Source organism: Siminovitchia fortis, assembly GCF_007681465.1.
GTDB classification, from domain to species: domain Bacteria; phylum Bacillota; class Bacilli; order Bacillales; family Bacillaceae_C; genus Siminovitchia; species Siminovitchia fortis.
Genome location: NZ_VEKZ01000029.1, coordinates 1 through 25,497, shown reverse-complemented (window position 1 = coordinate 25,497; position 25,497 = coordinate 1). Strand labels below are relative to the sequence as shown.

The 25,497-nt window shown below is 43.7% G+C and carries 22 protein-coding genes and 1 pseudogene; 18 read left to right on the top strand and 5 right to left on the bottom strand.

Annotated features, from left to right (window positions below; all coding sequences use genetic code 11):
- Positions 1-69 precede the first annotated feature (69 nt).
- The 4 genes and pseudogenes from selB to FS666_RS10805 all read left to right on the top strand — a co-directional run bounded on the left by selB (position 70) and on the right by FS666_RS10805 (position 4,501).
- Complete coding sequence (gene selB, locus FS666_RS10820; RefSeq protein ID WP_120075321.1) at positions 70-1,962, top strand: selenocysteine-specific translation elongation factor; 1,893 nt, start codon at positions 70-72, stop codon at positions 1,960-1,962.
- Between the two features lie 143 nt (positions 1,963-2,105).
- Positions 2,106-3,347 carry a selenium metabolism membrane protein YedE/FdhT gene (yedE, locus tag FS666_RS10815; RefSeq protein WP_144462185.1) on the top strand — a complete coding sequence of 414 codons (1,242 nt, stop codon included), beginning with the start codon at positions 2,106-2,108 and terminating at the stop codon, positions 3,345-3,347.
- 78 nt (positions 3,348-3,425) lie between these two features.
- Positions 3,426-3,596 (top strand): annotated as a pseudogene (locus FS666_RS20295) (sulfurtransferase TusA family protein); the annotation flags it as partial.
- Between the two features lie 14 nt (positions 3,597-3,610).
- Complete coding sequence (locus tag FS666_RS10805) at positions 3,611-4,501, top strand: selenium metabolism-associated LysR family transcriptional regulator (RefSeq protein ID WP_144462187.1); 891 nt, start codon at positions 3,611-3,613, stop codon at positions 4,499-4,501.
- Positions 4,502-4,548: 47 nt separating this feature from the next.
- Here FS666_RS10805 and FS666_RS10800 read toward each other — a convergent pair whose 3' ends face one another.
- The gene (locus tag FS666_RS10800) at positions 4,549-5,805 is read right to left on the bottom strand and encodes a choline dehydrogenase (protein WP_144462189.1); all 1,257 of its coding nucleotides are present in this window, start codon (positions 5,803-5,805) and stop codon (positions 4,549-4,551) included.
- Between the two features lie 27 nt (positions 5,806-5,832).
- Complete coding sequence (gene betB / locus FS666_RS10795; protein WP_144462191.1) at positions 5,833-7,335, bottom strand: betaine-aldehyde dehydrogenase; 1,503 nt, start codon at positions 7,333-7,335, stop codon at positions 5,833-5,835.
- 200 nt (positions 7,336-7,535) lie between these two features.
- Between betB and cudC the strand changes: the two genes are divergently transcribed.
- The 3 genes from cudC (at position 7,536) to FS666_RS10780 (ending at position 11,365) form a co-directional block, all read left to right on the top strand.
- Positions 7,536-8,102: a choline uptake/conversion transcriptional regulator CudC gene (gene cudC / locus FS666_RS10790; RefSeq protein WP_144462193.1), complete on the top strand. Its 567-nt coding sequence runs from the start codon at positions 7,536-7,538 to the stop codon at positions 8,100-8,102.
- 129 nt (positions 8,103-8,231) lie between these two features.
- On the top strand, positions 8,232-10,445 hold the full coding sequence (gene betT, locus FS666_RS10785; RefSeq protein WP_144462195.1) for a choline BCCT transporter BetT: 2,214 nt from the start codon (positions 8,232-8,234) through the stop codon (positions 10,443-10,445).
- Positions 10,446-10,669: 224 nt separating this feature from the next.
- Positions 10,670-11,365, top strand: coding sequence for a TetR/AcrR family transcriptional regulator (locus tag FS666_RS10780; protein WP_244943898.1), 696 nt, complete (start codon positions 10,670-10,672; stop codon positions 11,363-11,365).
- Here the strand turns inward: FS666_RS10780 and FS666_RS10775 are convergent.
- Positions 11,358-12,881, bottom strand: coding sequence for a glycine betaine uptake BCCT transporter (locus FS666_RS10775; RefSeq protein WP_144462197.1), 1,524 nt, complete (start codon positions 12,879-12,881; stop codon positions 11,358-11,360). The two genes, FS666_RS10780 and FS666_RS10775, sit on opposite strands and share 8 nt — an antisense overlap.
- Positions 12,882-13,099: 218 nt before the next feature.
- Between FS666_RS10775 and FS666_RS10770 the strand changes: the two genes are divergently transcribed.
- The 8 genes from FS666_RS10770 to FS666_RS20555 all read left to right on the top strand — a co-directional run bounded on the left by FS666_RS10770 (position 13,100) and on the right by FS666_RS20555 (position 19,804).
- Entirely contained in the window at positions 13,100-14,407 is a 1,308-nt protein-coding gene (locus tag FS666_RS10770; RefSeq protein ID WP_144462199.1) for a glycine/sarcosine/betaine reductase component B subunit, read from the top strand.
- Positions 14,408-14,421: 14 nt separating this feature from the next.
- The gene (locus FS666_RS10765; protein WP_483409537.1) at positions 14,422-15,741 is read left to right on the top strand and encodes a glycine/betaine/sarcosine/D-proline family reductase selenoprotein B; all 1,320 of its coding nucleotides are present in this window, start codon (positions 14,422-14,424) and stop codon (positions 15,739-15,741) included.
- Positions 15,742-15,758: 17 nt separating this feature from the next.
- The gene (gene trxB, locus FS666_RS10760; protein ID WP_144462201.1) at positions 15,759-16,733 is read left to right on the top strand and encodes a thioredoxin-disulfide reductase; all 975 of its coding nucleotides are present in this window, start codon (positions 15,759-15,761) and stop codon (positions 16,731-16,733) included.
- Entirely contained in the window at positions 16,714-18,165 is a 1,452-nt protein-coding gene (grdC, locus tag FS666_RS10755) for a glycine/sarcosine/betaine reductase complex component C subunit beta (RefSeq protein ID WP_144462203.1), read from the top strand. The genes trxB and grdC overlap by 20 nt, the downstream gene beginning before the upstream one ends.
- A complete protein-coding gene (locus FS666_RS10750) occupies positions 18,162-18,491 on the top strand; it encodes a thioredoxin family protein (protein WP_144462205.1) in 330 nt (109 codons plus the stop codon). The genes grdC and FS666_RS10750 overlap by 4 nt, the downstream gene beginning before the upstream one ends.
- A gap of 20 nt (positions 18,492-18,511) precedes the next feature.
- Entirely contained in the window at positions 18,512-18,979 is a 468-nt protein-coding gene (grdA, locus tag FS666_RS20290) for a glycine/sarcosine/betaine reductase complex selenoprotein A (RefSeq protein ID WP_144462207.1), read from the top strand.
- A gap of 221 nt (positions 18,980-19,200) precedes the next feature.
- Complete coding sequence (locus tag FS666_RS20560) at positions 19,201-19,587, top strand: Uma2 family endonuclease (protein ID WP_306463605.1); 387 nt, start codon at positions 19,201-19,203, stop codon at positions 19,585-19,587.
- A 4-nt stretch (positions 19,588-19,591) separates the two neighbouring features.
- Positions 19,592-19,804 carry a Uma2 family endonuclease gene (locus FS666_RS20555; protein WP_306463606.1) on the top strand — a complete coding sequence of 71 codons (213 nt, stop codon included), beginning with the start codon at positions 19,592-19,594 and terminating at the stop codon, positions 19,802-19,804.
- A gap of 40 nt (positions 19,805-19,844) precedes the next feature.
- Here FS666_RS20555 and FS666_RS10735 read toward each other — a convergent pair whose 3' ends face one another.
- Both FS666_RS10735 and FS666_RS10730 read right to left on the bottom strand, forming a co-directional pair.
- Positions 19,845-20,903: an ABC transporter substrate-binding protein gene (locus FS666_RS10735; protein WP_144462223.1), complete on the bottom strand. Its 1,059-nt coding sequence runs from the start codon at positions 20,901-20,903 to the stop codon at positions 19,845-19,847.
- A gap of 49 nt (positions 20,904-20,952) precedes the next feature.
- Positions 20,953-22,611 carry an amidohydrolase gene (locus FS666_RS10730; RefSeq protein WP_144462209.1) on the bottom strand — a complete coding sequence of 553 codons (1,659 nt, stop codon included), beginning with the start codon at positions 22,609-22,611 and terminating at the stop codon, positions 20,953-20,955.
- Positions 22,612-22,795: 184 nt separating this feature from the next.
- Between FS666_RS10730 and FS666_RS10725 the strand changes: the two genes are divergently transcribed.
- From FS666_RS10725 to FS666_RS10715, 3 genes are all read left to right on the top strand, one after another.
- Positions 22,796-24,025, top strand: coding sequence for a MerR family transcriptional regulator (locus tag FS666_RS10725; protein WP_144462211.1), 1,230 nt, complete (start codon positions 22,796-22,798; stop codon positions 24,023-24,025).
- A 160-nt stretch (positions 24,026-24,185) separates the two neighbouring features.
- Positions 24,186-24,905: an AraC family transcriptional regulator gene (locus FS666_RS10720; protein ID WP_144462213.1), complete on the top strand. Its 720-nt coding sequence runs from the start codon at positions 24,186-24,188 to the stop codon at positions 24,903-24,905.
- Positions 24,906-25,026: 121 nt separating this feature from the next.
- On the top strand, positions 25,027-25,437 hold the full coding sequence (locus tag FS666_RS10715; protein WP_144462215.1) for an HAD family hydrolase: 411 nt from the start codon (positions 25,027-25,029) through the stop codon (positions 25,435-25,437).
- The last annotated feature ends 60 nt before the right edge of the window (positions 25,438-25,497 follow it).

Genomic DNA, 25,497 nt, shown 5'->3' with positions numbered 1-25,497 from the left:
CATATCTTATTATATATTTCTTCTACCTTACTAAGCAAGTAAAACATACATATACTGTAGGTGAGCGACATGAATCGGTTTTTTACGATAGGAATGGCGGGCCATATCGATCATGGGAAAACAACATTGACGAAAGCGTTGACGGGGGTAAATACGGACCGCCTGAAAGAGGAGAAGGAAAGAAACATATCAATAGAATTAGGTTTCGCCCCGTTGATTAATGAAGACCAATTACAGGTTTCCATTGTCGATGTCCCCGGCCATGAAAGATTTATCCGGCAAATGATTGCTGGTGTAGCCGGCATTGATATGGTGATTTTAGTGATTGCGGCCGATGAAGGGATTATGCCCCAAACGCAAGAACACCTCGATATTTTATCGCTTCTTGGTATTCATAATGGGCTGGCAGTCATAACGAAAATCGATCAAACGGATGAGGAATTGCTCGAAATCGTTATCGAGGATGTAAAAGAAACGCTCGAAAAGACATTTTTAAACAATGCCCCGATATTTTTAGTTGACAGTCTGTCCCAAAAAGGGATACCCGAGTTGAAAGTCGCTATCAGAGACAAAGTAATGCAGATTGAGAAAAGAGAGAACAAGGCGCCATTCCGGCTGCCGATTGATCAGGTGTTTACGCTTAAGGGGCAGGGGACGGTCGTTCGCGGAACCATTTACGACGGAGAGGTCAGGCAGGGGGAACGTTTAATGCTGCTCCCTGTCAATAAAGAAGTCCGGGTCAGGCAAATACAGGTCCATCGTAAACAGGCGGAAATAGCCGTTGCCGGCCAGCGCACAGCCATAAATCTTGGGGGGATTTCATACGACAGTGTTTCCAGGGGGGATGTTCTGGCAGCGGATGGGTTTTATTCGGTCTCCGATCGAATTGACGTTGTGTTTTATCCGTTAAAAGACATGAATTCCAGAATCAAGCAGCGCCAGCCGGTAAAGCTTTATGTCGGTACGTCAGAAGTGATGGGAAAAATTATTTTTTTCGATCGGAATGAAGTGAATAATACAGAAGATGGGGAAATCCTTTGTCAAGTTCAATTAAATGAAAAAGTCGTGGTGACGAGAGGCGACCGTTTTATCCTAAGAAATCCATCGCCGGTGGAAACGATTGGCGGTGGATGGATCATCGAGCCCAACGGTAGAAAATACCGATTTGGAAAGAAAACGATCGATCAATTAATGATGAAGAAGGAAGGAACGGCTCTTGACCGGATCCGATCGTTAATGGAAGAGAAGCATGTGTTAACTTATGACGAGCTGTTAAAAGGAGCCTCCGTTACAGAAAAAGAGCTGGATGAAGCGGAAAAAGTTTTGCTTAAAATGGAAGGGGGGCTTTTTTCTCTCCATTCCATATTTGAGCGGGTTAAAAACAAAGTGACTGATTTGATAGAGTCATTTCATAAACGTTATCCGATGCGGGTTGGAATGGATAAGGCGGAGATCATTTCAGAAATGAAAAAACATTTTCCGGCACCGCTTTTAGAATTTGCCGTTAAAACATTATTGGAAGAAAAAGTGATTAAAATTGAAAATCAATACGTTTCATTAACAGATGCGGCTCCAACTTTACCCGTGAAATGGAAAACGAAGTTGGAAGCCGTTGAAAAAGAATTGAACGATCAGGGGATCGAGGTTGAAAAATTTAATACGGTACTAAAGAAATATGAAATCCCGCCTGATCTTCAAAAAGAGTTTTATCACTATTTAATTCATACGAAAAGGGCGCATATTTTGGATGATGACATGCTTATAGCAAAGGAAGCTGTTGAACAAGCGCGTTTACAATTAGAAGCAGATACTCATTTAGAAGAGTTTACACTGCAAATGGCAAGGGAAAGCTTGCCTGTATCACGAAAATATTTAGTCCCGCTGCTCGAATTATTTGACCGATTAGGGTACACAAAAAGGATGGATAATACCCGAAAGTGGGTTCAAAAAAATTCAGGTTGAGGGGGTCTATCCCTAAAAAAACGCGGTAAATACTTACTGCGTTTTTTTTATTGAACAACTTTTCAGAAACATTTGACTAGTAAATATTAAGGTGATAAGATTATCTTATACATAATATAACGTTTTTGAATGGGGTGTTTGGGATGCGTCAACTGTTCCACAAGGTCTTTAATGAGAACTGGAATCCTTATGCAGCGGTAGGGATGGCCGGATTATTAAGTGCCCTATATTTTGGAATTACAGGTACGGTATGGGCTGTAACGGGGGAGTTTACAAGGCTTGGGGGCCATCTGCTTAAGTCCGTAAATGTCGATATTTCCAGTTGGGCATATTTTGATCTTGTCGGAATGAAAGGGACCCCGCTGGAACGGACAGATGGATGGATTGTTATTGGAATGCTGATCGGCGCATTAATGACTACACTTTTAGGGAATAAATTTAAAATTCGTGTACCACAACAAAAGCGCCGGCTGATACAGGGGTTTATCGGGGGAGCCATTGCAGGGTTTGGTGCAAGGCTTGCGCTCGGTTGTAATTTGGCTGCTTTTTTCACGGGTGTTCCCCAATTTTCTTTTCATTCATGGATTTTCATGATTGCAACAGGTATTGGAACCTATATTGGCGTAAAAATTATCAGAACAAGATGGTGGCGCGGGAAACCTAATCTAAAAGCATTTAAAAGTGCAAAACAAATTGAGGGGAAACAGGCCAATCATTTTGTACAGCGATACATAGGAGTTTTTGTCTTTTTATGTTTTAGCGTGATCGTTCTTTATTATTTTATTAACGGAAAGACAATGTTGGCGATTGCAGCCCTTTTTGGCGCCGGATTTGGTATTCTTATTGAAAGGGCCCAAATCTGCTTTACATCTGCTTTTCGTGACTTATGGATCAGCGGACGTGCCGTAATGACAAAGGCTCTTGCGATTGGTATGATCATAAGTGTAGTCATTACTTATTTTTATATTCAAACAGGAGCAACAGCAGTGGTTAAGGTGGCCGGCCCAGGCACGCTGGTTGGAGGGCTTTTGTTTGGCATTGGCATTGTTATGGCCGGCGGATGTGAAACCGGATGGATGTACCGGGCAATGGAAGGACAAGTCCACTTTTGGTCGGTAGGGGCCGGTTCAATTGCAGGCGCTACTTTCCTGGCATTTGCATGGGATCACCTTGGTGTGTACAGTCTTCTTGTTGAAGGCTGGAAACCTATTAATTTAATGGAAGTGTTTGATCCGAAACTAGCCCTGTTCTTCACGCTGCTACTTCTCTTTTCATGGTACTTGTTTTCGGCTTGGTGGGAGAAACACTATCGATTTGGAAAAGGGCTTGACCTGAAAAGGAAAGAAGGACATTATCCTGTTCAGCCTTCGGCTGCAAAGAAATAAAGGCAGGTGAGCATAATGGAAGATATCATCATAGATTATGTTTTGGATATCCGCGGGGAGCCTTGACCGTACCCAGTTACCTATGCGCTGGAAGCGCTGGATAATATGAAAAAAGGTGAGGTATTGCAAGTGATTGCCGATTGTCCGCAATCTTTTCAAACCGTTCCGGAGGAAATTACAAAGCATGGCTATACGCTGTTGGGCAAAGAGAAACAGAACCAAGATTTATATTTTACAATAAAAGTGTAACCGGGGTGATCGCGGTGAACATCAATCATATGAGGGCGTTCGTAACAGTTGTTGAACTGGGAAGCTTCAATGAGGCGGCAAAGCGTCTGGCCGTTTCCCAACCTGCAATCACCCAGCGGATTCAGTCATTGGATGAACATTTTAAGACAAAATTGCTGCAAAGAGATGCCGGCGGTGTGCATCTTACTTCCCAAGGGCAGATTGTCTATGATCAGTTCCTTTCAATTTTAAAAAAATGGGACAATCTTGAGAGCCAATTATTAGGCGGCAATCTTACGGGTAAACTGACTGTAGGGGCCAGCACGATCCCATCCGAATACTTTTTGCCTAAATATATTAAAAATTTCATGGATATATATAAGGAAGTTGAAATACATATCCGGATTGCCGGTTCGAAAGAAGTCTTTCACTGGCTGCTTAATGGAGCTGTGGATTTGATCGTGACAGGCAAGCCCGAAGATCACCCGCGGCTTATATCAAAGCCGATTTTGGAAGAAGAACTGAAAATTGTCGTTCCTATCAATGATGATCGATTTCCCGAAACAGTAAAGCTTGCGGACTTGACGGAATGTGATTGGGTTATTCGGGAATCAAATTCGGGGACAAGACTTGCCTGGGAGCAAGAACTGAAAAAAAACGGCGTTGATCCAAAGTCATTAAAAATTGCAGGCCATATGGGCAGTACGGAAGCCATTATAGCCTCCGTTGAAGCAGGAATCGGCATTTCCGTCATTTCGTCTCTGGCAGCGGAACAGGCAGCCCGATATGGAAGGGTGAAAGTGCTGGAAATAGATGACTTTATCATCAGGCGCAATTTTTATATTTCCACTTTAAAAGATTACGAAAGCAACCCGCTCGTAGCAAAGTTTATTTCTTATCTCACACATGAAATGGTTCATCAGTAAAAAAACAAGCCCCCATTAAAGTTGCAAAGGGGCTTGTTTTGCTTTCGTTATGAATATACTTCGGCCTTTTCAGGCGCCGCTTGCTGCTTACCCGTATAGACTGTACTTGGAACAAGATTAAAGCAGCGCTTGTAAAGCCATTTATAGGATTCCAAATTCAGATCGCGCGGGTTGCCGACAGTTTGCGGGTCGTTTAAGGCTTCCTGAGCCAATCGATCAAGCATATTTGGGGAAACTCCCTGTTCTTCAAGAGTCGGAATATCCAAATCATCGACAAGCTCGTAAACCCAGCGGACTGCTGCTTTTGCCGCTTCTTCGGTGGATAAACCATGAGTATTGATGCCGAGTGCCTGTGCTATTCTTGCAAATTTTTCGGGATTTCCTTTCCAGTTATACTCCATCACAGGTCCCATCATGGCTGCAACGCATTGTCCATGGGCAACAGGAATGATTCCCCCAAGAGTCTGACTCATGGCATGAGCGGCTCCGGCTGACTCACTTCCGTAAGACAGACCGGCCAGCATAGCAGCCTGTGCCATTCCGTACCTTGCCTCAAGATCAGTCCCATCCGAATATGCCCGTCTAATATATTTTGCAACGTATTCCATTGCCAATAAAGCGACCGCATCTGTTATCGGCTGTGCGTACTTCATTGTGTAACACTCGATTGCATGGGCCAGGGCATCAACTCCTGTCATGGCTGTCACATGAGGCGGCATCGATAAATGCAATTCGGGATCAATAATTGTCAGATGCGCAGCGATCAGCGGGCCGCCCGTGTTAAATTTAAACTGTCTTTCTTCATCAGTAATGACAGCCCATTGGGTTACTTCCGAACCAGTCCCTGCCGTTGTCGGAATGGTGACGAGCGGCGGGATTCTTTTTTCAAGCGGTTTTTTTCCTTCGGCAGCTTCATAGTCCAAAACGGACCCATCGTGTACTGCTTCCACACCGATTGCTTTGGCTGTATCCATTGAGCTTCCGCCGCCAACCGCTACCAGCCCATCACAGTTTTCCTCTTTATAAATCTTTGAGCCTTCATTTACAAGCCTGACGGGCGGATTTGGTTCTACTTTATTGAATAATACAACGCCTATTCCTGACTCTTCCAAAGAGGAGATAATGGGTGCTGCCACTCCGGCTTTATAAATCCCCGGGTCGGTGACGAGCAATATTTTGGAAACTCCGAGATTTTTTATTTCATCCCCTATATTTTTAATGGCCCCTATCCCGTGCTTTATAACGGTTGGTGTCTCAAAAGTATGATATTTATACATTTGCTCTACTTTCATTTGTAAACTCATTTTTATTTCCTCCCGTCAATTTTTTTATCAAGCTTGGGTGTTCGCACTTACATTCAGCTCTTTTACTTTGAACCAATTTTGCGGTTCTGGTTTAGTATTTTGGTAAATATGCTTGATTTCCGTATATTCCTCTAATCCAATGTGGCTTAATTCTCTTCCAATTCCGGATTGTTTATAGCCGCCCCAAGGAGCTTGAGGAAAATAAGGGTGAAAGTCATTGATCCAAACTGTTCCCATCCGCAGTTGCTGCACTACTCGTTCTGCACGGTTCATGTCACGCGTCCAAACGGCTCCAGCCAATCCGTAAACGCTGTCATTTGCCAGTTCGATGGCTTCTTCCTCTGTATTGAAAATCTCTACCGTCAAAATCGGGCCGAAAGATTCTTCTTGGACAATCTTCATTTTTCTGTGACAATCGGTAAAAATGGTCGGTTCCATGAAAAATCCTTTTTGCAATTCTGGTGCAGTCGGCCTTTTTCCGCCTGTTGCGAGCGTTGCCCCTTCGTCAATTCCTGTCTTAATATAAGCTTCCAAGGTTTTCAGGTGCTCCTCTGATATGACAGGTCCCATTTCAGTGTCCTCATCAAAGCCGCTGCCCATTTTGATTTGTTTCGTCCGGTCTATGACAGCTTCGACAAAGCGGTCATGGATGTCTTTTTGGACGAGAAGGCGTGCCCCTGCCGAGCACACTTGTCCGGCGTGAAAAAATACGGCATTCAATGCATAATCGACTGCTGTTTCAAAGTCTGCATCGTTAAATACAATATTCGGGTTTTTTCCGCCGAGCTCCATGGAGATTTTTTTGAAATTATTGGAGGCTGCTTTCATGATTTCTCTTCCGGCATCACCACCCCCTGTAAAAGAAATTAAATCGACAAGATCACTTTCTGCGAGTTCAGCCCCCACACTTGAACCCGGGCCAAGCACAAGATTGATCACTCCTTTTGGAAATCCGACCTCCTCGAAAATTTCACATATTTTTATCGAAGAGAGGGGAGTAATTTCAGCCGGTTTTAAAATAACTGTGTTTCCGGCAGCCAAAGCGGGAGCGAGTTTCCAGGAAGCTTGAAGCAGCGGGTAGTTCCAAGGGGCAATTAACCCGCATACTCCTACAGGCTCACGGACGGCCCTGCTGACGGAATTTGGGTTGGGAGATTCGATCATCAGACCTCCATCTTTATCCGCAAGACCGGCATAATATTGAAAGACCCCGGCGATTCCATCCATGTCCGCAAGACTTTCTGTAACTGTTTTCCCGGTATTGAGGGACTCCAATTCGGCAAGCTCCTGTCTGCATTCTTTAATCTTTTGGGCAGTCCCGTACAACAGGTCTCCTCTTTCGGATGCACTAAAATGCTGCCAATGTCCGTGATCAAACGCATTTCGTGCTGCAAGTATCGCTTTTTTTGCATCTTCTTTGTCACCTCTTGCAACTTCTGCAATCACTTCCTGGTTATATGGATTGATTATTTTCTTTGTTTCTCCGCTGATACTTTCAACCCATTGACCATTGATGTACATTAATTTCATGTTTGCACCTCCTGGAATAAAATGTAACTCGTTAAGTTTATACTTAACATATGAAACTTACCGAAAGTATAATATAATAAATATATTCAGTCAATACAAAAATTTATAAAAGAATATCATTGACATGACTTGAAAAGTTTATTAAATTTATATTTAACGTTTGAAATATCCGAAATTTCTCGCGAGGAGAGGAAATGCTGATGCTTGACAAACAGGAGAATCATCAAGTTGAGGAACAATATTGGGATGTCTTGGAAGAGGCAGAATCATATGTGATTGATGCTCTTGCGGAAACAATGGACTTGTACGGAATAACACCTTCAATAGGGAGGCTTTATGGAGTGTTATATTTCAGTGAAGATCCAATGACCCTCAATGATATGAGCCAAAGTATGGGGATGAGCAAACCGAGCATGAGTACGGGAATTAATGCATTAATGGATATGGAAGTTGTTCAAAAGGTATGGCGAAAAGGGGAAAGAAAAGATTTATACGTAGCGGAGAAAGACTTTTTTAAATTCTTCACAGTATTCTTTTGCAAGAAGTGGGAAAGAGAGATCTCGGTAAACTTGGAAGCCATTCATAAGGCGACTGTCAAGCTAAAAGGCTTATTAAATGACAATGTTCCCGAGGATGTTAGGAAAAAGGCAAAAGCAGACCTGAAACAGCTCGAAGATTCCATTGAATATTATACGTGGTTAAAAAACCTCGTTAATGCCCTAAGATCAGGAGATTTACAATTTTTTGAGAAAAATCTCAAAGAATAAGATTTTTCCCGTCTGCAAAACATTGTAAACGTTTGCAAGCAGGAAGTTATTTATGGCACCCGAGAATGTACTATAATCAGAGATTTTCCAATATTAAAAAACAATTGATTATAGGAGGAAGTGTGGAAAATGAGTGTGCCAAAGGAAAAACATAATCAAGCTACCGATGGGGAACCAGTTGATATTGATGGACAAAGGTCAAGAAAAGAAGAAAAGAATTCTGGTACGTTCGATTACAATCATAAACGAAAGGCAGTCACGCCAGTCAAGCCGGTAGTTTTTTTTGGTTCCGCAATCATTATTATTTCTTTTGCAGCATGGTGCATGATCTATCCTAATGCCGCGGAAAATCTTATCGGTGTAGTGGTAGGTTGGGTCGCAGACATCTTCGGGTGGTACTACATCCTGACAGCTACTTTGGTTTTATTTTTCGTAATCGTGGTCGCTTGCGGGAGGACCGGAAGAGTAAAGCTGGGACCAGATCATTCGAAACCAAAATATAATATATTTACTTGGACCTCGATGCTGTTTGCTGCCGGCATCGGAATTGACCTCATGTTCTTCTCAGTGTCTGGCCCTGTCAGTCATTATTTGGCTCCTCCGGAAGGTCTCGGAGGAACCGATGAAGCTGCCAGACAAGCGGTCATCTGGACACTGTTTCACTACGGTGTGACAGGATGGGGGATGTACACACTTATGGGGTTGGTTTTTGGACTCTTCGCTTACCGTTATAACCTTCCATTGAGTATCCGTGCGACGCTGTACCCGATCTTCGGCAAGCGGATCAACGGTCTCACTGGAGATACAATTGAGATAGCTGCAGTCCTTGGAACAATCTTCGGTATTGCTACGTCGTTAGGCATCGGAGTCGTTCAGCTTAATTTCGGTCTCCACCTTATGTTCGGTTTACCCCTTGGATTGGGAGCGCAAATCTCGCTTATCGTGATTGCCGTTGCAATGGCTACTGCTTCCACCGTCTCAGGCGTAGATAAAGGTATACGCCGACTCTCCGAGCTAAACGTACTTCTCGCGTTTGTTCTCATGCTCTATGTTCTGTTCACTGGGGAGACAAAATTTCTGCTCAATGCACTGGTGCAAAATATTGGTGATTTCGTAAGCCGTTTTCCAGGCATGACGCTCAATAGTTTCGCCTACGGTGAGGCAGGCGGCTGGCTATCCGATTGGACGCTATTCTTCTGGGCCTGGTGGATTGCTTGGGCGCCATTCGTAGGCCTGTTCCTTGCCCGAATCTCGCGTGGACGTACGATCCGCCAGTTCGTTACCGGCACTCTTACGATTCCTTTCTTATTCATCCTGATTTGGATCTCAATCTTCGGTAACAGTTCCCTTGCCATTGTGATGGGTGGAAATAGTGTCTTTGGTGATACCGCCATGAACGCGCCCGAACAGGGATTCTACACCTTGCTTGAACAGTACCCGGGTGCTCCGGTAGTAGTGGTGGTGGCAACTTTTCTAGGCCTGCTGTTCTATGTTACGAGCGCTGACTCCGGTGCTCTGGTCATGAGCAACTTCACTTCCAAAGTAACCAGTACTAATAGTGATGGGCCGTCGTGGATGCGCATCTTCTGGGCTTTTGCTACAGGTGCTCTTACACTCGCTATGCTAATGGTAGGAGGCGTAACTACTCTCCAGTATGCTACTGTCATCATCGGCTTGCCTTTCTCGATCGTGTTGTACCTATTCATGATTGGCCTTTACCGAGTATTGAGACGTGAGACACTCAGCAGCGACTCTTTCCGTAACACCTTGCCGAGTGTTCTCTCCGGGCGTGCGGCCACTAATCAGAACGGTGAACTGGGGTGGCGCAGAAGGATCGCCCGCGTCATGTCCTATCCGGACGAAATACAAACGCGTAACTTCATGGACGATACCGTGCGTCCTGCTTATCAGGCTGTTCAGAATGAACTTGAGGGCAATGGGGCCAATGTCCAAATCAATTGGAGTTCAGTAGAAGGTACAAATTGTCCATCGGCTACGTTTATTGTCAACTTTACAGACGCGTGTAAGTTCACCTATCAGGTTTTGGCGGTGCCCCATTCGATTCCGTCTTTCGCTCCAAGCCAAAGTCCCGAATCCGGGCAGTATTTCCGTATTCAGGTATTTACTCAGACCGGAAGCGAGGGCTATGACATTTTCGGGTTTACACGCGACCAACTGATAGCCGATCTGCTTGACAACTTTGAAAGATACGTAGAGCTAATCCATCTGATTGAGGAGTCAGGAGTGATGGAAGCGGCTTCTTGGCTATCAGTCGATGACGATCCGGCGGGTGCCTGGAAGGAAGATTTGCCCAGCCAAGCCGGTAATCCCAATTTGTCCTGACATCTAATGTAAAGAGGGAAATCGTGTGAAATTGCGGATGCTTATGCGGAACATTGTTTCTGCATAAGCATTTTGTAAAGTTTTTGGCCGAAGCCTTCCAGTTCTAATGATTAAAAATATATGGACCTTTCATTTCGTATTTCCGCCCTGTGGACTCTGATTTTAATACGTGGTATATTTTACTTAATTACGCTTATTTGGCCGCGAAATCGGAGTGCATGGCAGTGGAAAATAAAACAAGAAACCGCCGTATGAAAAATAAGGAAATACAGACAAAAAGAATGATGTCGTATTTTATTGATGCAACGGCGAAGATTATTGAAGAAGAAGGAATTGAAAATGTAACGATACGGAAGGTGGCAGATGCTGCGGGTTATAACAGTGCAACCATTTATAATTATTTCGAGGATTTGTCGCACTTGATTTTATTTGCATCATTAAAGTTTTTAAAGAAATATACAGATGCTATACCTCAATATTTATCAAAAGCGAAAACCCCTTTGGACAGATATTTTTTAATATGGGAATGCTTCTGTAAGCATTCGTTTGAATCTCCCCACATCTACTTTGCCGTGTTTTCTTCGGACCTTGGTGTCCACCCTGATGATCTGGCGGACTATTATGACGTCTATCCTGCAGACATATTAAATATTCCGCAAGACTTAAAGGAAATGTTTCTTGAACCGAACATTACGAAAAGGACAAGAATTGCCTTAAAGAAGGCTGCAGATGACAGTCGATTTGAAGGCATCCAGGTCGAACAAATTGCTGAAACGCATTATTTAATTTGGCAAGGAATGTTGACACTGTTTATTAATAACAGATCGACCTACTCAGTCCAGGAAGCTACTGACCAGACGATGGAGCATATCAAAAGAACGACGATTTATCCAGATGCAGAAAAGCCGCAAGTTACATAACTCGCGGCTTTTGAATATCTTGTCCGGAAGATTGCTGTGCCTTCACATCTGCTTTTAATGATTTCATTAATGAAACAAACATACATATCATAACAAACACAAATGGAAAAGCGGCAATAATCGAAGCGGTTTGCAATGCGGCCAGTCCGCCAAACCAAAGAAGAACGGCAGCAGTTGCTGATTGGATAATGCCCCAAATCACTTTGGTTGAATTCGCGGGATTTAAATTGCCATCAGAAGTTAACATACTAAGGACGAATGTAGCCGAATCCGCTGAGGTAATAAAAAAGATGGCGATTAAAGCAATCGCGATGATTGATACAAAGGTACTAAACGGGAATTGTCCAATGACGGTGAACAATGCCACCTCTTGCCCTTTTTCAGTCAAAACGTTTTGGATATTCATGTTTTCAAAAATCTCCATATGCAGCGCTGTACCGCCAAATACACTGAACCACACGATTCCAAAAATGGTTGGAACAAGCATGACTCCTGCAATAAACTCCCTTATTGTACGGCCTTTGGAAATGCGGGCAATAAAAGTTCCGACAAATGGCGACCACGCGATCCACCATGCCCAGTAAAAAATGGTCCACCCTTTAGACCATCCGGATTGTTGAAAAGGGAGCGAATTCAAACTCATATCAGCAAAATTCTGGATATACATACCAACCGAAGATGTAAGCGCCTCCAAAATGAAGCTCGTTGGTCCCATAAAAAGGATGAATAACATTAACAGTACGGCTAAAACAATATTGATATTACTTAAATATTTAATTCCCCGATTGATACCGGTAATGGCTGACAGCATAAAGCAAAGTGTAACCACAATGATGATGGTTAACTGTGTTGAAAAATTATTTGTAATGTTCGCCATTGATGACAGTCCGCCGCTTATTTGCGCAGCACCCAAACCCAATGAGGTAGCTACACCAAAAATAGTCGCGATGACCGCAAGAATATTGACTGTCGTTCCAAGCCCGCCATCTGCTCTTTTTCCGATAACCGGCCGCAGCGTTTCACTGACGAGTTGAGGTTTACCCTTTCTAAATGTGAAATAGGCAAGGGATAAAGCAACGATGCTATAAATTGCCCAAGGATGGAGCCCCCAATGCAGGAATGTATAAGTGAGAGATTCTGCAGCTGCCAGCATCGTTTCCGGTTCAGCCTGCGCCGGCGTATAAAAATGACTGATTGGCTCAGCAACGCCCCAAAAAACAAGTCCAACCCCCATACCCGCACTAAAAAGCATCGCAAACCACGAAATTGTACTGTGTTCCGGTTGATCATCTTCTTTTCCCAATTTAATTTTCCCGTACCGAGAAAAAATCAAAAAGAGTGCAACGATCACAAAAAAAGATGCCGAAATCAAATAAAACCAGCCAAAGTAATCGACAATAAATCCTTGTATGGAACTTGTGGCCTTGTCCATTCCTTCCGGTAAAAATGTGCCCCAAATGATAAAAATAACCGTAATGACAGCAGAAATGATAAAAACGTTTGTTACTTTTTTCACAGACTCACTCCTTAAATATTTATTTAGATTAGCTAAAAGAAAAGCTCATACATTTAACTAATCATATGCTAATCATGATTTTAACATAACCAAATTTGAATTCAAACAATAATCCGATAATTTATATTGTTTAATTTAACAGAAATGCTTTACTTTTCGAAAAGCCGGTGATATATTTTAGTCAAAGTTAAAAAATAATCATGATTACGGAGGGGACAATGAAATTAGAACTGGGATATTTCCATGTTGAAGACATTGTTTTCGGAAGTAAGACGTTTTATGAAAATGGAATATTAACGATCAATAAGGATGAGGCATTGAGCATCGTTTTTGAAGACGAAAATATTATTGACGCAGACATTCATATCGCCAAAAGCGGTGATCCCATCCGTATAACGCCTGTAAAAGAAGCAGTTGAACCACGCTGCAAAGTTTCAGGCGGCGTCATGTTTCCGGGGGTAACGAATAAACTTGTGCCGGCCGGTCAGGGAAGAACCCATATTTTAAAAGGAAGCTGCGTTCTCGGTGTCGGAAAACATTGGGGCGGTTTCCAGGATGGTCTCATTGATATGAGCGGTCCAGGAGCAAAACAGACGATGTTTTCCCAGCTGCTGAATATTTGCCTAGTTGCAGATACGAACGAAGAATTTGAGATCCATGAACAGCAGAAAAGAAATAAAGCGATCCGCTGGGCTTCGATGAGGCTTGCCGAATATTTGGGGAATTGCGTGAAAAATATGGAACCTGAAGAGCTGAAGGTGATTGAACATCATCCATTAAGTCAGCGAAGCAAGGAAGAAATGGAACTGCCGTCTGTAGTATATGTTCTTCAGCTTCAGTCCCAAATGCTTGAAAGCGGTTATAATGCCCTTGTCTATGGTTGGGATGCCAATCGGATGCTCCCTACATTTGTCAGTCCGACTGAATTGTTGGATGGAGCGGTTGTGTCGGGAAGCTTTATGCCATCATCGTCCAAAATTTCGACATACCAGCATGTAAATAATCCGACCATCATGAGGCTGTTGGAAGAGCATGGGAAAACGATCAACTTCTTAGGTGTGATTTTATCTAACCTGAATGTGCAGTTGGAGGAAAAAGAACGCTCCGCTTTGTTTGTCCGCCAATTAGCCACATCGTTGGGAGCACAGGGAGCAATTGTTGCCGAGGAAGGCTATGGAAATCCGGACTCAGACTTTATCCTTGTCATCAATGAATTGGAAGATGCAGGTATTAAAGTGGTTGGCATCACAAATGAATGTACCGGCCGTGACGGAAAATCTCAGCCGCTTGTGGACCTGTCGGAAAAAGCAAACGCCATCGTATCAACAGGAAACGTTTCACAATATTTGGAATTGGGGCCGATGGAGGTCGTCATTGGGAACCTGGAGGCATTGGCGAGAGATGGAAATTCTGGCGGATGGTCCGAATCGGTATTGCCGGATGGCTCGATAAGAATGGAAAACAACGGAATGTTTTGTGCCGATTCAAGTACCGGCGATTATCATAAGACGGTAGTAGAGTATTAAAGTGAGGTGAAAGAATGATGAAGAAAGCGGTTCATTACATCAACCAATTTTTCGGCCAGATAGGGGGAGAAGACAAAGCCGATTTCGAACCTGTCATACGTGAAGGGACAGTTGGGCCGGGAATGCTCTTAAATAACTTATTGTCGCCTGTCGCCGAAGTTTCTCACACGATTATTTGCGGAGATAACTTTTTTGGCTCCCATAAAAGGGATGCTATAGAACGGATTCTGAACTTTTTGGAAGATAAAGAGTTTGACATTTTCATAGCCGGGCCCGCGTTCATGGCCGGAAGGTATGGGACGGCATGCGGGGAAATATGCAAAGCGGTGCAAGAACGCTACGGTGTTCCCGTTATTACAAGTATGCATACAGAAAATCCGGGGGCAGAAATGTTCCGAAAAGATATTTATATTTTTCCGGGCGGCAACAGTGCAGTTGCCATGAGAAAAGACATGCCGAAAATGGCAGGCTTTGCAAAAAAACTGCTACAAAAGGAGGCAGTGCAGCCTGCAAGTGAAGAAGGCTATCTTCCAAGAGGGATCCGGCTGGAGGCGTTCAAAGAATCCGGGGAAATCGGAGCTGACCGGGCTGTCAATATGTTGATCAATAAATTATACGACAAAGAATATACGACAGAAATGCCGATGCCTGTCATCAGCCGGGTGTCGATTGCCAGTCCGGTAACGGACCTGAGCAAAGTAACGATTGCACTGGTAAGTTCGGGCGGTATCGTTCCTCGTGGCAATCCGGATCGAATACAATCAGCATCTGCAACTAAATGGGGAAAATACGATGTTTCGGGAATCGACTCGTTACCGGCTGGAGAATGGGAAACGATTCATGCCGGATTTGATCCTACAGCTGCAAACGAGGATCCAAATAGAATTGTACCTCTGGATGTGGTCAGAGAATTTGAAAAAGAGGGGAGAATTGGGAAGCTTCATCATTATATCTATTCAACGGTAGGCACAGGGACTACACAAGCAGAAGCAAGCCGGATGGGGGCTGAAATTGCCCAGGAATTGCTTGATGCAAATGTATCAGCGGTGATCCTTACATCCACCTGAGGGACTTGTACTCGTTGCGGGGCAACGATCACAAAAGAAATTGAACGGGCGGGGATTCCGATTGTTCAGATGGCCAATCTAGTCTCCATTGCATTTACAGTAGGGGCAAACCGTATAGTTCCAACAATTTCCATCCCTTACCCACTCGGAGATCCCAATACTCCGATAGAGCAGCAAAGAAAACTGCGCAGACATCGAACCGAAGTTGCCTTGGAATCTTTGGAACATGCAGTTGAAGAACCAACCATCTTTGATGTGAAAATTTAGGGAAGGGAAGTGGGGACATGATGAACGAAGAAATATATGATGTGATTATCGCGGGTGCCGGACCTGCGGGCATGACTGCAGCAGTATATACATCCCGGGCCAACATGAAAACGCTGATGATAGAAAAGGGGCTGCCGGGCGGACAAATGGCCAACACGCAAGATATTGAAAACTATCCCGGATTTGAGCAGATTCTGGGTCCGGACCTTTCGCAAAAGATGTTTGAACATTCCCAGAAGTTTGGGGCGGAATTTGCCCGGGGAGAGATCCTGAAGATTGAAGAAGATGGATTATTGAAACGGGTCATTTTACGGGACCGGGAATACAAAGCCAAGTCCGTGATCGTGGCGACAGGTGCCAAACATCGGGAGCTCGGCATTCCCGGAGAAAAAGAGCTTGCCGGCTTTGGTGTATCTTACTGTGCGGTTTGCGACGGAGCATTCTTCGCTGATCAGGAGCTGGTGGTTGTGGGCGGCGGGGATTCCGCTGTAGAGGAAGCATTGTTTCTTACACGCTTTGCTTCAAAAGTCACAATTATCCATAGGCGGGATCAGTTAAGGGCACAAAAGATCATCCAGAAGCGGGCATTTGACAACGACAAAATTGAATTTATTTGGGATCATACCGTGGAAGAAATCCTGGGGGACGGCCTTGTTTCCGGTGTGCGCATCAAACATACCAAAACCGGGGAGACAAGGGAAGTCCCTTGCGGCGGTGTATTTATTTACATCGGGATGGACCCGATTACGGATTGTGTAAGGGGTTTGGGCATTACCAATGAAAATGGATATGTCGACGTGGATGAGGATATGAAGACATCTGTTGCCGGCGTGTTTTCCGCCGGGGATGTCAATGAAAAAATGCTGCGGCAAATCATCACTGCAACCGGTGATGGAAGCATCGCCGCTTTATCTGCACAGCAATACGTAGAGAGTCTGGAAGAACAATTGAGCGGGAAGGCAGGAATGAAATATGACGCGGCCGGTTATTAAGGGAACTTCCTATGTGATTACACATACGCCGAGCTTGGTCCGGTACGGCTCCAAGCCGGTCAGGGAAATTGAAAAAAATAAAAATCTCCTGAATGATATATTGACCAATTTAAGAAGTTTTGAAGAAGCGGTCGCTTATCCCCCGAACCAGGTGTTTATCGGGAATATGAGGCCCGAGCACCTTAAAGAGTATGAACGCCCTTGGACGAATGTCCAACTGGAGAACGCCAGCCGCTTTAGCGAATGGGGAGAGATCCTGCCGGAGACCGAATTTTATGGATGGCTGAAAATCGCGGATCAATTCAATCTCGTCTTTTTGGAAGAGAACTTCCTGGAGCGGGTGAAAAAGGAAATGGCTGAACATCCGCTGGTGACTGAAAAAGATTTGGAAGCCTTGGGCACCGGGGAAACGGCGGAAGAGATCACGAAGAAAGTAGATGCTGGAAACTCTTTGCCGTTATATATAAACAAAGATGAGCTGGCGGGCGTCATTCTTACCGGGCACGAGGAGGATAAAAACTTATCGGCACATATACTGCTTGAAAACTTAAGCAACAAAGCGTCCGGCATTGTCGCGATGCGCCATGTGCTCCGTGCCTTTGACATCAAGCCTGAAGAGATTGATTATGTCATCGGCTGCGATGAAGAGGCGGTAGGTGACCGTTATCAGCGCGGTGGAGGGAATATGGCGAAATCCATTGCTGAACATGCTGGATGTGCCAATGCGACAGGCTCGGACATCAAATCTTTCTGCTGTGCACCGGCACATGCGGTCAGTGTCGCTTCAGCCTTGGTCCAGTCAGGAATCTATCAAAACGTATTGGTGATTGGGGGAGGGAGTCTTGCGAAACTCGGCATGAAATTTGCCGGAAGCCTTTCCAAGAATATGCCGGTGACAGAAGACATCATGGGGGCGATCGGCATCATTATCGGGGAAGACGACGGGAAAAGTCCAGTCATCCGTACGGATGCATTTGGAAAGCATGATATTTCCGCAGGCTCTTCAAATCAGGCCATCTATCAATCTTTAATCATCAAACCGCTTGAAAAGATCGGCCTGAACATCACGGACATTGATAAATATGCCGTGGAGCTCCATAACCCGGATGTCACAGAACCGAACGGAAACGGAAATGTCCCGCGGGGAAGCTACCGGACGATCGCAGCCATGGCCGTCATGAGGAAGGAATTGGACCGCACAGAAATGGAATCCTTCGAAGAAAAGCATGGAATGCCAGGATTTTCTCCCACCCAGGGACATATCGCTTCTGCAATTCCTTTTCTTGGCCATGCAAGGGATATGATTATCAGGGGAGAAATAGATAATTCCATGTTTGTCGGAAAGGGGAGCCTGTTTTTGGGAAAAATGACAAACCTATCAGATGGCATGTCATTTTTAATAGAAAAAAATGATGGGAGGAAAGTGATATGATCGAGGTCAATAAAGAAAACTTCGAGGCGGAGGTACTTCAAGCCGAATTGCCGGTCATCGTTGATTTTTGGGGGCCAAGCTGCCAGCCGTGCCTGGAACTGATGCCGGACGTGGAAGCTTTATCAGAGGCCTATGATGGCAAAGTGAAAATCGTAAAATTGAACAGTGCCCAAAATAGAAGGCTTTGCATCAATCACCGTGTGATGGGTCTTCCTGCGTTTTTAGTTTTTAAAAATGGGGAAGAGGTAAAGAGAATCTCCGGCGGAGATTTACAGAAAGATGATATTGAAAACCTGATCAAAGAAGTTGCACTTGTTCAATCTTAAAAAGAAAGGGCTGAGAAATAATGGAATTAAAAGGAAAAAAAGTGTTTATTTTAGGAGAAAGAGACGGGGTGCCGGCTCCGGCCATTGAGGAATGCATGAGAGCTGCCGGAGTGGATGTCATTTATAAAGATACCCAGTGCTTCGTCTGAACGGCCGCAGGTGCGGTGGACCAGGTGGTCCAAGGAGAGTTGAAAAAAGCAGCCGAAGAATTTGGGAGTGAAAACGTTGTAGTAATCTTGGGGTCTCCGGATGAAGACAGTGTCGATATTTACGCCGAAACCGTGACAGTCGGCGATCCAACCTATGCAGGTCCATTAGCCGGTGTGGCTCTTGGATTGAGTGTATACCACATTCTTGAAGATGAAATCAAGGACCAAATACCGGAGGATGTATACCAGGATCAAGTGGGGTTGATGGAACTGTCGCTGGATAAAGAGAGTATATGCAATGCGAGCAAGCAAGCCAGAGAGAATTATTTGAAGGCTTAAGCCGGGGCATGGTTTGCAAAGAAGATCCGCCGCCAATGAATTTGGCGGTGGATTTATTATTTTTTGGAAAAGTAGATCCCTGTTGCTCGGATTCCTGTCCGAGTACCCGGATTTATCGCTTCTTCGGTAAGGAATCGTCAGGATCTTTTCAGTTGGCCTTGAAAATTCAAAGTATGATGCTATGCTATCTGTAAAACAGATGTCGAAATGGAGGGGGTAAGGTGAAAAATAATAAGAGCAGCAGAGCAGAACATGATCAACTAAAGAAAAGCAGTCTCACTTACAATGATTACGCAGCAATTGAGGATGGCAATAGATATGAATTAGTTGCAGGGAATTTAGAGTTGCTGAGTCCGGGACCAACTACAATCCATCAGTTGATGAGCGGGGAGTTATACAAGACGTTCAGAGAGTCGTGCGAATCGGATTACATTATTTTATCTGCTCCGCTTGATGTCATTTTAGCCCCAACGGAAGTACGGCAGCCGGATCTCGTGCTTGTCCATCGAAACCGATTGGATATTCTAAGCAATCGCGGGGTCGAGGGAGCGCCGGATTTGGTTGTGGAAATCTTATCTCCTACCACCTTAATAAAGAGACAAAATTGATAAATTGAAGACGTATGCCAAATTTGGTATTCCTGAATATTGGATCGTTGATCCGGCAATAGGTGTATTGGAAGAATATGTTTTACTTGAGGAACGTTATGAACTTATAGATATTTTTCAGCAAGAAGAAGTGGTCACCTCTCCAAATATCCGCTGTATCTCTTTTACAATGGCTCAGATCATGGAAAAAATCCCACCCTTACGCGATGAAAAATGAGAAAAGCCCGGAATAAAAATCCGAAGCTTTCCTTATTTTTTTACTGTTTCACTTCCGTCCAAATCCGATCATACAAGACAGTCGCTTCCCCCACATCTCTCGCATATTCAGAGCGTTCAAAGAAATCCTTCGGGATGCTCATCTCTTCTTGAATTTCCTTGGGTAAGAGCTTGACGGCTTCTTTATTTGGATTTCCATATGGATACGCTTCGGAGATTTCTTTGCTTATTTCCGGCCTCAGAACAAAGTCCATGAATTTTTCCGCATTTTCCTTATGCGGCGCCCCTTTAGGGATTACGAAGTTATCCTGCCATAAAAAGGAGGCTTCCTCTGGGAAAATAATTTCGATATTGGGATTTTCGCGCTTAGCCAAAGCCGCCTCGGCATTGTACATGATGCTGGCTTTTGCTTCTCCTGTAATGAGCAGGCCTTTTGGGTTGTCGCCATCAAACGCCTTGATGTTCGGTTTTAGTTTTTTCAGCAGTTCTCCGGCTTCTTTTATTTGTTTTTCATCCGTATTGTTAATTGGATACCCTTTAATGGCCAGCATGGCGCCGATGGATGCACGGTTATCTTCCGGCATCACGAGGCTGTCTTTAAATTCTGGATCAAACAGGTCTTTATAGCCTTTGACGTCCTTTTTGACGAGCTCCTTATTAACCGCGATGACAACGGATCCCCATAAATATGGAACGGTGTATTCATCATCCGGATCGGCAAATGTGCCTGTAAAATCAGGGTTCAGGTTTTTCAAGTTAGGAATGTTTTCTTTATTGATTTTTTCAAGCATATCCTCTTTCACTAACATTTCAATGAAAAACAGCGTGGGAACCGCAATGTCATATCCAAGATTTCCGCTGCTCAGCTTTGCGTACATCTCTTCGTTGGACGAAAATGTGGTGTAATTTACCTTGATTCCTGTTTCTTCTTCAAATTGGCTTATGACTGACTCAGGCAGGTATTCAGACCAGTTAAAGACATTCAGCACCTTCTCGTCTGATTGGCCTCCTGAACCTGATGAACTGCCGGACCCGCATGCTGACAGGAATAGGGAAGCGATTAGTACTATTGATAAAATAAGCATCCATGGCTTTCGCATTTTTAGCAAGTAGCATTACTCCTTTTCTATTCATCTAAGATGTCTGTATTTAAGAAGATACCGAAATAGCCTCTTCTTCCCGGTACACTTCTTTTCCTTCAAATAAAGTCAGCAGCACCTTGGCCTGATTGATTTTGCCTTCAGGCATTTCAAATAGGTTCTGATCCAGAACGATAAGGTCCGCTTTTTTGCCTTTTTCAATGGAGCCTGTCAGATGGTCAAGTTTCAGGGAATAGGCTCCGTTGATGGTAAAACTTTCAATCATATTGGCAAGTGAGGTTCTTTCGCCGGGGTTGCTGATCAGATCCTCGTCCGTCTTTCCGGGTTCAAGCCGTGTAACGCCCAACTGGATGCCGTTTAGCGGATGAAAATTCATCGTGACCGGGTAGTCGCTGGCGGATGCCGCAATGATGCCTGCGTCAATTAGACTTTGCATCGGATATTGTCTTTCTGCTCTCTCTTTTCCGAGATAGGGTTCTTCGATGTCAAAGTAATAGTTGGGTTCCTTCATGAACCAGTACGGATTAGGGACCGCCACCACGTTCAGTTTTTTCATTCGGCCAATGTCCTCCGGATTGACTAATTGCAGATGGGTAATCGCATGCCGGGAATCGAATGGTTCGTCCTGTTCCTCCGCATATTCAAGGCCGTCCAAGGCAATTCTTGTGGATGCATCTCCGATGGAATGGATATGGATCGTAAATCTTTCTTTGTGCAGCCTCGCCGCTGTTTCTTTATAGCTTTCCGGATCCCATACGAGCTCACCGTGTGAATCGATATGTTCATAGGGTTCTTCGAGATAGGCGGTTGCCCCTTCGACGACGCCGTCTATAAAAAATTTCGCCGAATTCGTCTGGAAATACGTTCCTTGACTATGTTTCTCTCTTTCAGCTACTAGTTCTTCCACTTGATCGATCCCTTTTTCCGGATCGACAAATAAAGAGTTTCTAAATCTGATTGTCAATTTTCCTTCCTTTTCCAACTCGTTGTATGCGTCAAGGGCATTTCCGTTTCTCATGAACGGCTCATGAACGGAAGTGATTCCGCAGGCAGCAGCCATTTTTTGATAGGCTAAAATTCCTTTCTTATATTGTTCAACTGTATATTCGGGAATGTGATTCGTGACGAGATTCATTGCACTTTCACGGAGTGTTCCCGACGCCTCTCCCGTTGCGGGATCCCGCTCGATCACTCCGCCTTTGGGATTTTCGGTTTCATTCGTAATCCCTGCGAGTTCCAGTGCTTTGGAATTGACCCAGAGCGAATGGTGATCCTCAGAATACAGGCAAACAGGAACATGCGGGGCAATTTCATCAAGGATTTCTTTTCTCGGTCCGATCCCTGTTCCGATCGCGTTTCCCCAGCCTACTCCAGTAATGACTTCGGCATCGGGTTTATCGTCCAGAAATTTTTTTACAGCGTCAGCCGCTTCCTGCTGGCTTTCGCAGTCATTCAAATCGACAGTGAAAAGCGCTTCAGCTCCCCCCATGCTCACATGGGCATGGCTGTCGAAAAATCCGGGCAGAACCATCCTTCCTTCAAGGTCAATAACCTTTGTCTGCTCGCCTTCATAAGCTTTTGCCTCTTCGTTTGCACCAACAAACAATATGTCGCCGCCAGCAACCGCAACAGCTTCGGCCCAGCTTTTGTCTTTGTCGACGGTATAAACCTTTCCATTATATAAAATCAAATCTGCATAAACGGCCATCAAAATCCCCTCCAGTTCGTAGGTGTAAAGCGCTTACAAAAACCTTAGTAACATAATTCTAATTTATCGGGTTTACACTGCGTCAATGACTCCTTTCGCCATCTTTTAAACAAAACATTGAGCCTACCCCATGTTTATTGTATAACTTAATTACAGGCCTTTTGGGAAAAGTGAGGTATTTGAAATGAGAATCGGGGAATTTGCAAGAAATTTTAATGTAACGATTGATACCATCCGACATTATATAGAAATGGGCCTGTTAATCCCGACGAAAGAAGGGTCCCATTATTTTTTTGATGATGCCTGCATGGATGATATGGACTGGATCGTCAAATTAAAACAGCTCCAATTTACTTTGCAGGAAATTCATAAAGTCATATCTTTGAAGCGTGTGACCCATTTCGTTGATATCGAAGAAATTGATTATTATTTGAAAGTTTTGATAGAAAAGAAGCAGGAACTTCTCAGGGAAAAGGAAAAAATAAACCGGTCCCTTCGGCTGCTGGATGAGAAAATCGAATCCGTTCACCAAACGAACGTCACAACGGCGGAAACCGGCGTGCCATTGTTATTTTTATCGATGTTTTACTGTCCGCATTGCCGGGAGGCTCTGCACGTGACAGATGCTTTTATCAAAGAGCAGTATGTACTAAAGGGTTCTTTCCGCTGCTCCTGCGGATATGAAGCGGTCATAAAAGATGGTATCGTTGTCACACCCAACCTGAGCGCTTCTCCACAGAACGAACATTATATATATGATCAGCAAATGATCGAAGAAATTACGCCGAGCTTCATCAGTTTGCTGGAAAAAGGGAATCAATGGATTTATAAGCGAATGCGGCGGAATGATTATTCAAATAAAGTGATATTGGAAACAAATGTAGAGACATATGTATTCCCGCCCAAGCTTCTATATTCCCTATCTCCGAGCGCACTTTACGTGTTTTGCGGAAATACGTTGGAGATGCTGAGGAAATTAAAAAGGAAGATTGAACACTTCAATCCTGATTTGAACGTCATTTATATTGTGAACAGCCAGTTGGATCTGCCGTTCAAGCATCAATCAATCGATGTAGTCATTGATGTTCTATCTTTCAATGATTTTTCGTTGTTTAATAATGAGCTGCCGCTGGAAAAATTGGCTCCATATTTTAAGCGGGATACCGAGATTTTCGGCTATACTGCCTTTTACGAACCGCACGGCCAATCTTATAAAAGGCTGCGGGAACTTTATCCCAACGGACACCCAGAAAATCTTCAATCAAGCTTTCTCAGAAACAATCTTTCAAGTGGCGGATTTTCGTTGATTGAAAATGAAATGATCGGATACACGGAAAATCCGGGGGATTATATCGATTATCATAATGAAAATGAAAAGCTGCATTGTGTGGCGTATGCAGCTGAGAGTAAATAATAGAATGAAGTACAAAAAAGGTATCGAATATGACCAGGGAAACATAAGTTTATCCCATTATTGTGTCATTAAAATGTAAAAAGAGAAAAAAGGGTTTTTTTATCAATAGATTGAACTTATTAAAAAAGTATATGGAACAGGGAGGAGTGATGAAAAATCAATGAATAGCATCATTTATGAAAAAAGAACTTATTCAAATGTCAAAAATACACACAGCCACGATTATTTCCAACTGCTATTGCCGCTCCAAGGGTCAATGCATATTGAAACAGAGAAAATGAAAACTATCTTAAAACCAGATCATCTATTTTTCTTAACACCTTCCAGTACACATACTTTTTACGCAGATGACAGGAATGAAATTTTTGTATTAGACATTCCTAAATCAAGAATTCCTGTAAAATTTCAAGGATATAGACTGAATGACCAATATTTGCCGATCAATAAAAAGTGGGAGTCCATTCGTTTTTTACTGCTGGATGAAATGAAAGGTAATGACAGCAGTGATTATAGAGTAGATAGATTAATACAATATGCGTCAGATTTTCTATTTCCAAAAAGCCATGAATACGAGTCCCTAAATTATATACATCAGTATTACTGCGATAAGATTGAACTAACGGAGCTTGCTGAGATTGAAAACTTCCATCCATCTTATTATTCCGAGTGGTTCAAGGATAAGTTTGGCATGCTGCCAAGCAAATATATCCAACAGCTCCGACTTTCAAAGGCAAAGACACTGCTTAAGGAGACAGACTTTTCAATTTTGGAAATCGCAGTGGAAGTGGGTTATAACCATGCAAGCTCGCTTAATAGATTATTTATCAATCACTTTAACATGACTCCAAAGGAATATCGGCAAAAGCATAAAAATGGCTAAAAACACCTTGAAAATAGAAAAGAAGCCTCTTTCATTTACCTCTATACTTAATAAGTGTAGAGGTCTTTGCTGTATTTACCGCACAGCGGAAAAAACTTTAAAAAGACAGGGAGGAATCTGAATGGCTGCACCAAAAGCTGTAACTTTTGACTGCTTCGGAACTTTAATTGACTGGGAGGGAGAAATTCAGAAAGTATTTAAAAATATTTTATTAAAGAACGGTATAAACAATGCGGATGTAGTTGCCCTGCAGCGGCATTGGGAAAACATTCAATTTGAGTATATTCAGGAAGAATACCGGCCTTATAAAGAGGTTCTTAGAAATACTTTACCAATGGCGTTCAGAGATTATGGGTATCCTTTCAGTACGGAAGATGTGATAAACTTTTCAGAGTCAATGGGGAGCTGGAAACCATTCCCGGATACTGTAGAGGCTTTAAAAGAATTAAAGAAATATACAAAGATTGCACTCATTACAAATACGGATGACGCCATTATCGATGAAACAGTCAAGCACCTGGGTGTTGAATGAAGAAGGACATAGGTTAGCTCCACCTCTGCCATCTTTTTGACCCACTTGGGACAAGAAATT